Annotated in this window: 12 protein-coding genes; 3 read left to right on the top strand and 9 right to left on the bottom strand. The window is 61.2% G+C overall.

Going from position 1 to position 10,207, the window contains the following annotated elements:
* Window positions 1–276 precede the first annotated feature (276 nt).
* The 7 genes from Q8K05_RS10845 to Q8K05_RS10815 all read right to left on the bottom strand — a co-directional run bounded on the left by Q8K05_RS10845 (window position 277) and on the right by Q8K05_RS10815 (window position 6,329).
* A complete protein-coding gene (locus tag Q8K05_RS10845; RefSeq protein ID WP_305246626.1) occupies window positions 277–1,251 on the bottom strand; it encodes an IS5 family transposase in 975 nt (324 codons plus the stop codon).
* Window positions 1,252–1,418: 167 nt separating this feature from the next.
* On the bottom strand, window positions 1,419–1,706 hold the full coding sequence (locus Q8K05_RS10840) for a helix-turn-helix transcriptional regulator (RefSeq protein ID WP_305246625.1): 288 nt from the start codon (window positions 1,704–1,706) through the stop codon (window positions 1,419–1,421).
* A gap of 282 nt (window positions 1,707–1,988) precedes the next feature.
* Window positions 1,989–3,107: an alpha/beta fold hydrolase gene (locus tag Q8K05_RS10835; RefSeq protein WP_305246624.1), complete on the bottom strand. Its 1,119-nt coding sequence runs from the start codon at window positions 3,105–3,107 to the stop codon at window positions 1,989–1,991.
* The gene (locus Q8K05_RS10830; RefSeq protein WP_305246623.1) at window positions 3,092–3,220 is read right to left on the bottom strand and encodes a hypothetical protein; all 129 of its coding nucleotides are present in this window, start codon (window positions 3,218–3,220) and stop codon (window positions 3,092–3,094) included. The genes Q8K05_RS10835 and Q8K05_RS10830 overlap by 16 nt, the downstream gene beginning before the upstream one ends.
* A 45-nt stretch (window positions 3,221–3,265) precedes the next feature.
* A complete protein-coding gene (locus Q8K05_RS10825) occupies window positions 3,266–4,096 on the bottom strand; it encodes an ABC transporter permease (RefSeq protein WP_305246622.1) in 831 nt (276 codons plus the stop codon).
* A complete protein-coding gene (locus Q8K05_RS10820; protein ID WP_305246621.1) occupies window positions 4,078–5,268 on the bottom strand; it encodes a branched-chain amino acid ABC transporter substrate-binding protein in 1,191 nt (396 codons plus the stop codon). Before Q8K05_RS10820 ends, Q8K05_RS10825 begins: the two co-directional genes overlap by 19 nt.
* Window positions 5,269–5,297: 29 nt before the next feature.
* Entirely contained in the window at window positions 5,298–6,329 is a 1,032-nt protein-coding gene (locus tag Q8K05_RS10815) for a PQQ-dependent catabolism-associated beta-propeller protein (RefSeq protein ID WP_305246620.1), read from the bottom strand.
* 146 nt (window positions 6,330–6,475) lie between these two features.
* On the opposite strand from Q8K05_RS10815, the gene Q8K05_RS10810 reads away from it, so the two are divergent.
* From Q8K05_RS10810 to Q8K05_RS10800, 3 genes are all read left to right on the top strand, one after another.
* Window positions 6,476–7,537, top strand: coding sequence for a tripartite tricarboxylate transporter substrate binding protein (locus Q8K05_RS10810; protein ID WP_305246619.1), 1,062 nt, complete (start codon window positions 6,476–6,478; stop codon window positions 7,535–7,537).
* 27 nt (window positions 7,538–7,564) lie between these two features.
* Window positions 7,565–8,293 carry an ATP-binding cassette domain-containing protein gene (locus tag Q8K05_RS10805; protein WP_305246618.1) on the top strand — a complete coding sequence of 243 codons (729 nt, stop codon included), beginning with the start codon at window positions 7,565–7,567 and terminating at the stop codon, window positions 8,291–8,293.
* A gap of 270 nt (window positions 8,294–8,563) precedes the next feature.
* The gene (locus Q8K05_RS10800) at window positions 8,564–8,794 is read left to right on the top strand and encodes a 2Fe-2S iron-sulfur cluster binding domain-containing protein (RefSeq protein ID WP_305246617.1); all 231 of its coding nucleotides are present in this window, start codon (window positions 8,564–8,566) and stop codon (window positions 8,792–8,794) included.
* 92 nt (window positions 8,795–8,886) lie between these two features.
* On the opposite strand, the gene Q8K05_RS10795 is transcribed toward Q8K05_RS10800, so the two are convergent.
* Together Q8K05_RS10795 and Q8K05_RS10790 are read right to left on the bottom strand one after the other, a co-directional pair.
* Window positions 8,887–9,870 (bottom strand): tripartite tricarboxylate transporter substrate binding protein, encoded by a 984-nt coding sequence (locus tag Q8K05_RS10795; protein ID WP_305246616.1) that lies wholly within the window; start codon window positions 9,868–9,870, stop codon window positions 8,887–8,889.
* Window positions 9,871–9,923: 53 nt separating this feature from the next.
* The coding region (locus Q8K05_RS10790) for an electron transfer flavoprotein subunit alpha/FixB family protein (protein WP_305246615.1) at window positions 9,924–10,207 on the bottom strand (284 nt) is incomplete at its 5' end.

The following is a 10,207-nucleotide window of genomic DNA, read 5'->3' as shown; positions in this document are numbered from 1 at the left end:
CGCAGTGAATGGGGTGGCAACTATGCGGCACTTTTACACATTGCACATCGGGTCGGTGCAGTTGTTGAGGTGATACCCTGCAATGAGTTCGGCGAAGTGTGCCTTGAGCAACTGAGAGCGATGCTTGACTCCAGAGTTAAGGCAATGCTGAACAAGTACCGTTAAGACGCTAGGCAAGGCTGATGACGGTGCGATTTCATGAGCACGGAGCGTCAATCACCCCATTTTGTGGCCCCTGGGGCCTATCTTCACGGCCTTTCGGCCCACCTTGCGCCCTCATGGACGCACCTGTGCCATCAACCGTTGTCGGCTGAGGTAGATGTTGGCCAGCGCCAAGGCAGTAAAAGCACGCGTGGCATTCTTTTTCAGCCCGCGGTAGCGCACCTTGCCAAATCCCCACAGGCGCTTGACGACGCCGAACACATGCTCCACCCGCGCCCGAATACGGGACTTGTTGCGGTTCTTGCTCCGGATTTCTTCATTGATGACGCCATTGCGTCGGCTGCGCTGGTTGGTGAAGTCTTTGGCCTTGGCTGCCTTGCTGCGGATCAGGTTCTTCTGGCTGGCATAGGCTGAGTCACCATACACGCGTTTCTCGTTGCCATGCAGCAAATCGGGCAGCGGGTGCTTGTCATGCACATTGGCCGCGGTGACCACGGCGCTGTGTGCCAGTCCACTTTGGCTGTCCACGCCGATGTGCAGCTTCATGCCGAAATACCATTGCTGGCCCTTGCGGGTTTGGTGCATCTCGGGGTCACGCGCCTTGCCCGAGTTCTTGGTGGAACTGGGCGCGCTAATAATGGTGGCATCCACGATGGTGCCGGGGTTGACCTTGAAACCTTTGCCCTGCAGCACTTGGCCGACCTGGGCAAACAGGGCCTCACCCAACTGGTTGTCGTTGAGTAGTTTGCGAAACTTGAGCAGTGTGGTGGCATCGGGTACGGGCTCGCGGCCCAGATCAATGCCCACAAAGCGGCGCAAGCTGGCACTGTCGTAGAGGGCTTCTTCGCAGGCCAGATCGGCCAGGTTGAACCAGTGCTGGATGAAGTGAATGCGCAGCATGCGTTCCAGACCAATGGGTGGGCGTCCGTTCCCAGCTTTGGGGTAATGTGGCTCGATGACCTCGCACAGCGCGGCCCAAGGCACGATGGCTTGCATGGTCTTGAGAAACTCCTCGCGCCGCGTGGGCTTGCGGTAGTGCTCGAATCCTGTTCCTTGATCGGCGGCCATCGCCAAGGTTTGCTGCTTCATCGAAACGTAACGCTTAACCTGCACTGCCCGTGGACTTGTTCAGCATTGCCTTAACTGGAGCAGCCGGTCAGAGCTTTCATTTTCTTGGCTGCGAAATTCCTGCGGTTATTCAACCATTGCCCGTCACGGCCGACTATGCAATAGCGATTTCAGCCTCGTGAAGAAAATCAGGCAGGACCCGTTTCGGAGGAATTTTTTTCAATCAAGCGGAACTCTGGATGTTGGCCCGTAAGAAGCAAGAACATCGCAAAAACGGGCCCCTGAATGTTTCTCTCGTCGGTTGCGCTTTCCAGGGCTTGCCACGTACGAGACTGAACGCCACCGCGGCTTCCCACCTGAAGGGAATATCCCATCAGCTCGGCAGCCTGCACCTGACTCAGTCCTGCCGCAATGCGCGCCGCCTTGAGGTTTTCGCCACTGGGTATCGGCATGTCCAGTCTGGTAATCGTGTTCATGGGAGTTCTGCTGCTGTCGTTGAGGTGCTGAAATAGTAGCCTGACCACGATACTGTCTCAGTGGCAATGCATGTTGGGAGCGATGGATTATGAGTTAGGGTCCAGTCCGAGCTTTGGCAGATCAGTCCCGACCAGCCGCCTCCAGTCTGAAGCAGACGATCACTGAAACGCTCATGAACGTCAGCTATGCAGCGAACTGGCAAGCCAGCGACGCACGCACCCGCTGGTCGTGGTAATGGTTGAGGCCGGGGTCCACCACCAGCGCCTCGCCCGCATCTGCGATCACGGTGACCCGCGATCATTGCGCACTACCTGCGCCAGCACCGAACGCATGCCTGGTTCGCTTGCCAGATGACCGGCTTTGGGCCAGTGGCCACGCGCCAGTCCTGGCTTCAAAGCCTCGGACTGCTGGCGCCAATGACGGCTGTTGCCGGGGGGGCAAATGGCGTCGAAGCACCCATGCACCCAGTCGCTGGGCAGGGCATTGAGCGCCAGACTGCGCACGGCCTGGTCCAATGCACCGGGATGCATGAAACCCCGGTGCCTCAGGTAGTGCGCCTGAATTCGAAATTTTTGCATGCCGCGCCTATCCTCAGGGCGAACACCTGGGCGCCTCAGTTCGGCGCGAGAGCGCCTTTGCTGGCGCCGCAGTTGCGCCCAGGCACGACGTTGGGCTGGCGGTTTGACTTCAGGCTCGGTATTCGTCGCCACTGAAATGGCCGCATGAACCAGGCTACGCCACAGGCCGCGCAGCGCCGCGCGCTGCTCCAGCATGTTCCAGCAGCGTACAACGTGCAGCGTTGCAACACTTGATGTACCAAATTGAAGCAATCGCGCCAAGCGTGCCAGCACGATAGGTCCACTGCTGCGCAAGCCACGCGGCCAGTGCGGGCTGGTCCAGACCACCCTGTCGCGCGTCGGATGAGGCTGAAGCACACCGCCAATTTCTGACCAGCGCAGCGCGAATGCGCCACGCAACACCAGGCGGATGACGCGTTCGGGGTGACATTGGGCGTAGCGCAGCGCCAGCACGGTCCCCCAGGAGCCGGCCATCACGTTCCAGCGCTCAATGCCCAGGTGCTGGCGCAAGCGCTCCAGATCGGCCACCAACTGGTCCGTGTGATTCCCCGCTGTTCGTCCCCTGGGACGCGACAAACCAGCGCCGCGCTGGTCTGGCACGATGACTTGCTGGCGTTCCAGCATAAAGGGCGCCAGCAGGCCAGGCTGGCTGCCGCTGCCCGGTCCTCCATGCAGCACCAGCCAAGGCGGAACGCCGGGAACGCCGGCTTGCCGGTAAGCCATCTGGGCATGCCGGGCAGTTGCCACAAAGCGCGGCTTGCTCCAGCGTGTCATGGGTTCCGTTTGCAGCGGCAGACCTGTGGGGCTCAAGAGGGATTGCATGGCATTGATTTTGCGTTGTGTTCAATGCAGATTGTCATGACGAAAGTGTTGGTCAGTGCACGGCGGCTGACCGCTGAGCAGCCTTCAATCACGGATCCGTTTTTGGCGTTCATGACGTTGCCTCCCTGTTTTTTCAGCACGTCCCAAAGCCCGGGGGGTCAGGCCGCATTGCGTTGTTTGATCCAGCCTCTTTGCGGGTCATAGCCCCACCACGCCAGACCAAAAAATACGGCGCTACCTGCCAGCACCACGGCCCAAGACAGCACGTTAACCTGGCCATACATGGCAAAACGCAGCATCTCAACCACATGGGTAAACGGATTCCATTGCGCCAGAATCAGCAGCCACCAGGCGCCCGACTCTTCCAGCTTCCATAAGGGGTACAGGGCGGGGCTGATGAAAAACATCGGAAAAATAACAAAATTCATTGTTCCGGCAAAGTTTTCCAGCTGCTTGATGTACACAGACAACATCAAGCCCAGCGCGGCCAAAAGCGTTGCCCCCCAAGCCATCGCCAATAGCAGCAGGGGCACATGCAGCCAGTCCATGGTGACGCCAAACGCCACTGAAATCAAAAGAAAAACCACCATTTGCAACATCGACAAACAGGTGCCTCCCAGCAGCTTGAAGGCCAGCAACCAGCCGCGTGGCAAGGGCGCGGTCAGCAGCAGGCGCATAACCCCCATTTCCCGGTCGTAAACCATGGACAGCGAGCTTTGCATGCCGTTGAACAAAGCCACCATGGCCAGCAAACCGGGCACCATGTAGACCTGATATTCCACATACGTTTCATACGGCGGCACGATGGACACGCCAAACACATTGTGGAAACCCGCCGAAAACACCACAAACCACAGCAGCGGACGCACCAGCGCCGAGGCCAGGCGGGAGGGCTGGCGCATAAATTTATTGATTTCGCGGCCAACCACCGCGCGCAGGGCGCGCGCAATGTGCGGCAGCCGCGCAGGCGTCAGAGGCGCTGTCGGCATGCCGACTCCTTCTCGTCCATTCCCAAGGTGTCAAGCACCTCGGTCGGGTGCAGCACGCCCTCCAGTGGGGCCAGCCCCACCACGCCGTCGCCGTGGCCCAAAAACAGCGGCTGGCGCAACTGTCCGTCCCAGGGCCGAAACGACAGCCTCGGACCTTTGAATCCATCCAGGTACAGCGTGCCGCTGCGCAGCCGTTTCAATTGCTGGGCAATGCTGGCCTTGGGTTCATCCACCAAAACCGCTGCGACCGCCTTGACCGCGATCCAGGCCGCCCAGTCGTGGCCCTGCATGGGCCGCTTGGCCAACTTCTGGAAACGGCGTGACAGTTGCGGCCCTCCGTTGCGCTCCCACTGGGGATGCCAGACCTGTGCCATCAGGCCATTGGCCCCGGCCACTGGCCGCGGCCACTGGGTTGCGTAAGGGAGCGTCCGGGCAAATTCCCCCTGGCTGTCCATCACGGCCACCACCTCGTGGTCACGATCCGCTGTCAACAGACGGGTGTTGAACAGATCGCGTTCGCGCGGGTCTCCGCTGAGTTTGAAAGGCCGTGTCTGGATAATTTTGAGGCCGTAGCGACGCGCCGACCGGTTCAAGGCATCGCCTTGCAACTGGTCGCCCGGCTGTGGCCCCTGCAGCAACAAGACCTTGCGCCAGCTGCGGGCCGCCAGGTACTGCGCCAGCGCGTCGCTGAACATCTGCTGGCTTGGGTAGGTATGCAGAAGGTGAACCGCGCACTGTTCTCCGCGCAAGGTGTCTTCATCCAGACCGGCGTTGAAGACCATGGCGCCGCCCAGCGCCGCTGGCGCAGTTTGCACCAGCTGGCGCATCGCCGGCATCGGCAAATCGGCCAGCAGGTGCTGCACGCGCGCTGCCTTGAGCTCGCTCAGGGCCTTGGGCAAGGCTTGCAGATCCGGCAGCAGCACTTCGCGTATTTTCAGCTCAATACCGGCCATTTGCATCTCGACTGCAGCCTCATCAGCCGCCAGTCGCGCCGCATCCCATGGGCGTCCTTGCGGATGGCCCGGATACGCGCGCTCCAGGCGCCGGGGCGCATAGCGTGCATCGTCAGCGAGCGAAATCACAGCCACAGTGACGGTGACAGGCGTAGCCGCAAGCGATGCTTGCGCGCCCAGCCAGCCCAGGCCCAGGGCCCAGCTGGCCAGACGCCTCATTAACGAAAAATGTCGCAGCTGCGCAGCCATCAGGGCTGCACCAGAACGCTGTGCGGTACGCGGCCCACGGCGACTGTTCGCACGGCTTTGCCTGCGGCGGTGTCGATCAGGGTCATGTCGTCAGACATGCCGTTGGCAACATACAAGGTTTTTCCGTCCGGATGCATCGTCAGGCCCCAGGCCCGCTTGCCCACCAGAATATTCTTGCGCACCTCGCGTGTCGCCACGTCCACCTCGGCCACATGGTTGGCCCGGCCCAGACCGACCCACATCGTTTTGCCATCCGGACTCAGGGTCATCCCGACCGGGGTAATGTCATTGGCGCGCATGCCCTGCACCTTGAATTTGAGGGTGTGTTTGACGCTTTGGTCTTCGGTGCTGAGTACGCTGACGCTGGCGCCCAGTTCGTTGGTGACCCACAGCTCCTTGCCGCCAGCGGCCAGTGCAAAACGACGCGGACGGTTACCCACACGGATGTTCTTGACCACTTTGCGCTGCGTCAGGTCAATCAGGTGAACCACGTTGGCACCTTCCGATGTGACGTAAGCCTGCTTGCCGTCGGGCATTACCAAAATGCCTTCTGGCTCGCCGCCGGTCTTGACATCGAACAGCTTGGTCTTGCTCTGCAGGTCATAGGCGGCCATGGTGTTTTCATCTTCAATCGAGACATACACGGTTTTGCCGTCCGGGCTCAGGTCAAAAATTTCAGGGCTGTCGCCCAGCGGCACCGTGCCCGTCATCTTGCCGCTGGCCGTATCGACCAATCCCAGCTGGTTGCTGTCACCACACACGACATAAATCTGGCTGCCGCCGGCATTGAACCCCATATGACGCGGCCGCTGGCAAACCTCAATGGCGGATTGGCGCGCGCCCTGGGTGTTAAAGACATAAATCCTGTTGTCCTTTTCACTCGACACATACACCCGGTTGGAAGGGGGTGTCTGCGCCATGGCCAGGTGGGCGCTCAAGGCCAGAATGCCCAGCAGCATCAGGGGACGCATCAGGGGGAGTCCGAGGCGCTGCCGAGTCGTCTTGTGTGGCTGCAAGGTGCTGAGAGTCATCGATACGTCTCCTGTAATTTTTGGTTGAGCAAACCGTCGGCTCGTGCGGAGTCAGGAAAAAATAGTGCCTGCTTTCCAAGCGCGATGTTTGCTTTGATCTTACTATTTGCAGGCACGTACCATGACAAGTCCCACAGCCCAACGCCATGACACGCCAAACCAAAGCACCGCTACCGACTACTCCTGCCGAAACCCTGTTCAATCGCCGCCACTGGCTCGGCTGGAGTTTAGGCACAGGGGTGGCGAGCATCATGGGCGCCAGCGTGGGGCTGGCCCCCCGCGCAGCCCAGGCGCAAACCACAGCGCCGGCATGGCCGCAGCGGCCACTGCAACTGATCGTGCCCTGGCCCGCTGGCGGCGCGACCGACCTGACGCTGCGTGTGCTGTGCGAAGAAGTCGAACCCCTGCTGGGGCAACGCATTGTGGTCACCAACCGGCCCGGCGCCGCCGGAACTCTGGTCGCCCCCGCATTGAAGGCCGCCGAGCCCGATGGCTATACCCTGGGCCAGGTGCCCATCACGGTGTACCGCCACGCGCTCATGAATCGCGTGTCGTGGGACCCCGTGCACGACCTGGCCCCCATCGTGCAAGTCTCAGGCACTACCTTTGGCTTGCTGGTGCCTTCCGCGAGCCCCTGGAAAAGCCTTGCCGACCTGCTGGCCTGGGCCCGCCAGCATCCCGGTGAACTCCTGATGGGATCGACCGGCATTGGCACCACGGCCCACCTGGCGATGGAGGAAATCTTGCTGGAGCAAGAAATTCGATATGTCCACGTTCCCTACAAGGGCACGGCCGACCAGATGCTGGCGATCGCTTCGGGGCAACTGATGGCGGGCGTCAATTCCACCGGCTTCGCACCTTGGGTTGACCGGGGAGGCATGCGCTTGCTGGCGATATTCAGCGCCGAACGCAGCCCGCGTTGGCCACAGGTGCCCACACTGCGTGAGTTGGGCTACCCGCGCTCCGTCTACACCTCACCCTGGGGTCTGGCGGCGCCGAGGGGCACCCCGCCCGCCATCGTGCAGGCGCTGCACGATGCGTTTCACAAGGCTATGTTCAGCGAACGCCACATGGCTGCGCTGGCCCGATACGATCAGTCGATTGACTACCTTGATACCCGGGCGTACCAGCAGGCCATACTGCAGACCGTTGAACGCGAAAAAGCATTGCTTCAGCGCATGAAACTGCTGGCTGCGCCCGCAGCCTGAATCTCCATTCAACTTGTTTCTCACCCCATGACTGAAACCCTGCTGCACGCCGAAAACCTCCACAAATCGTATGCCAAAACCCCCGCCCTGCAAGGTGTGGGCCTGCGTCTGCAGGCGGGCGAAATGGTGGCTTTGCTCGGTCCTAACGGTGCCGGCAAGTCAACGCTGTTGCAACTGTTGACCGGTCTCTTCAGCCCCGACCAGGGTCGGATCGAGGTGCTGGGGCATGACATGCGGCTGGACGCCAGCCGAGCGCTGGCCGGGCTGGGGGTGGTGTTTCAGCAGAGCGCGCTTGATCTCGACTTGTCGGTACGCGCCAATCTGCTGTTTCACACCGATTTGCACGGACTGCCCCGCGCTCTGGCGCGCGCGCGCATTGCCGAAGGACTGGCCCTGATGGGGCTGACAGACCAGATCGACGCGGTCGCGCGCAGCCTTTCCGGCGGCACACGCCGCAAAGTCGAACTGGTGCGCGCCCTGCTGCACCAACCCCGCGTGCTCTTGATGGACGAGGCCACCGTGGGGCTGGACCCGGCTTCACGCCAGCAACTGCTGGCCACGGTACGCAGCCTGACCGTGCAGCGGCAGGTGGCCGTGCTGTGGGCGACCCACCTGGTGGAGGAAATCAAGGTGGCCGACCGGTTGCTGTTGCTGCACCGCGGCACAGTCCGCTTTGATGGCAGCATTGACACCTTCATGGCGCAGGCCGAAGGCGACGATCTGCATGAAGAGGTGCTCAAGCAACTGAAGGGCTGACCGCAAACGATTGAACTTTCAGTTCGCAGCTGGAAGCGCTGCACCACGGGCAATCCGCAGGGCCTTCTTTGAGGTATCACTTTGCAGCGTCGGGGTTGTCGCTTGAGAAATATCAAGCCGTTATTGATCCGGCGTCATACAGTGCGTTTGTGCTGAGGCTGTAGTCTGTCCGATCGCAAAGCAGCTTGCGCTGGCAGGACGCGGTGGCGTAACAACCTATCGTTGTGTCTTTTTAAATTAGACCACCACAAACTGCGAAAGTCTGGAAAAATGGTGCAGGTTCCTGCTGGATCGTCATTGTTGAATGCTTTGCTGGATGCAGGAATGACGCCAAATTACAGCTGTAAGGACGGACTTTGCGGTGCCTGCGAAACGAAAATCTTGTCAGGGGAGGTTGAACACCACGACAGCATACTCACTAAAAAAGAGCAGGCTGCCAACAAATCGATGATGATTTGCGTGTCCCGCTGTCGTCGGGGTCCCTTGGTTTTGGATATGTAAATTGCGACTGAATCGTATAGATTCGGCTGATGGGCGCACCGTCGTGGGTGCGTCACCATCAGGGCGCCTTCAACCGCTTCAGCCCCCTGGCTTTAATCCGCGGTGACCCCGGCGTTCTTGATGACCGCAGCCCACTTGACGGTTTCGGACGCGATGAAGGCATCACAGGCTTGCGGCGAGGTGCCTTCGGCAAAAGTGCCCATGGCCTCCAGCTTGGCCCGGGTTTCCTCGCTGCTGATGATTCGGTTGACCTCGTCCGACATGCGCTGCACCACGTCGCGCGGCGTGCCTGCGGGGGCAATCATGCTGGCCCAGGTGCTGCCGGTGAAGCCTTTCAGCCCCTGCTCGATGAAGGTCGGTACGTCCGGTGCTGCCGGCAGGCGTTTGTCGCTGGCAACCCCGATCAGGCGCAGGCGGCCCATTTTTCCGGGCTGGATCAGGTTGGTGGGGGCGTCAAAGAACAGCTGGATATGGCCGCCCAGCAAATCGGTCAGCGCAGGCGCCGCGCCCCGGTACGGAATGTGCACCATGTAGGTGTTGGTGACCGCCTTCATCAGCTCGCTGGTCAGGTGCGCGGCCGACCCATTGCCCGACGAGCCAAAACTGACCTTGCCGGGGTTGGCCTTGGCGTAAGCCACCAGTTCGGTTGCGTTCTTGAACGGCGCGTTGTTTGGCACGGCTGCCAGCAGCGGCGATATGCCCAGCAGGGACACACCGACCAGGTCCTTGGCCGGGTTGTACGGCAGCTTGGGATACAGCGTGGTGTTCGCTGCATAGGCGGCAATCACGACGCCGAAGGTGTGCCCGTCCGGGGCGGCCTTGGCCACGGCGTTGACGCCGATGATGCTGTTGGCGCCCGGCATGTTCTCGACGACCACGGGCTGGCTGAGCCGGCTTTGCAGGCCCACTTGCAGCAGGCGCGCCATCTGGTCGGTGAAGCCGCCGGCCGTGTACGGCACGATGATGCGGATCGGGCGACTCGGCCAGGCCGGCTGGGCCATGGACGGCAGTGCGGCGCTGGCCAGGCCGGCGCTGGCGGCCTGGATGAGGGTGCGGCGTGAAAGCAAATTGGACATGTTTGTCTCCTGTCTTATGGTTAACCTGATTGATAAAACCCACGGGGGCGGATTCACCTGGAAAGCGCGGCAACCAGCTCCGGCACAGCCACGAACAGATCCGCCTCCAGCCCGTAGTCAGCGACGCTGAAAATCGGTGCTTCGGGGTCTTTGTTGATGGCGACAATGACTTTGGAGTCCTTCATGCCGGCCAGGTGCTGGATCGCGCCCGAAATGCCGGCCGCAATGTAGAGCTGGGGCGCCACGATCTTGCCGGTCTGGCCCACTTGCCAGTCGTTGGGCGCGTAGCCTGCGTCCACCGCGGCGCGCGACGCGCCGAGCGCGGCACCCAGCTTGT

Source organism: Polaromonas sp., assembly GCF_030682935.1.
Classification (GTDB): domain Bacteria; phylum Pseudomonadota; class Gammaproteobacteria; order Burkholderiales; family Burkholderiaceae_C; genus Polaromonas.
Note: the sequence above shows the minus strand (reverse complement) of the source record. Positions and strands in the feature narration are given on the sequence as shown.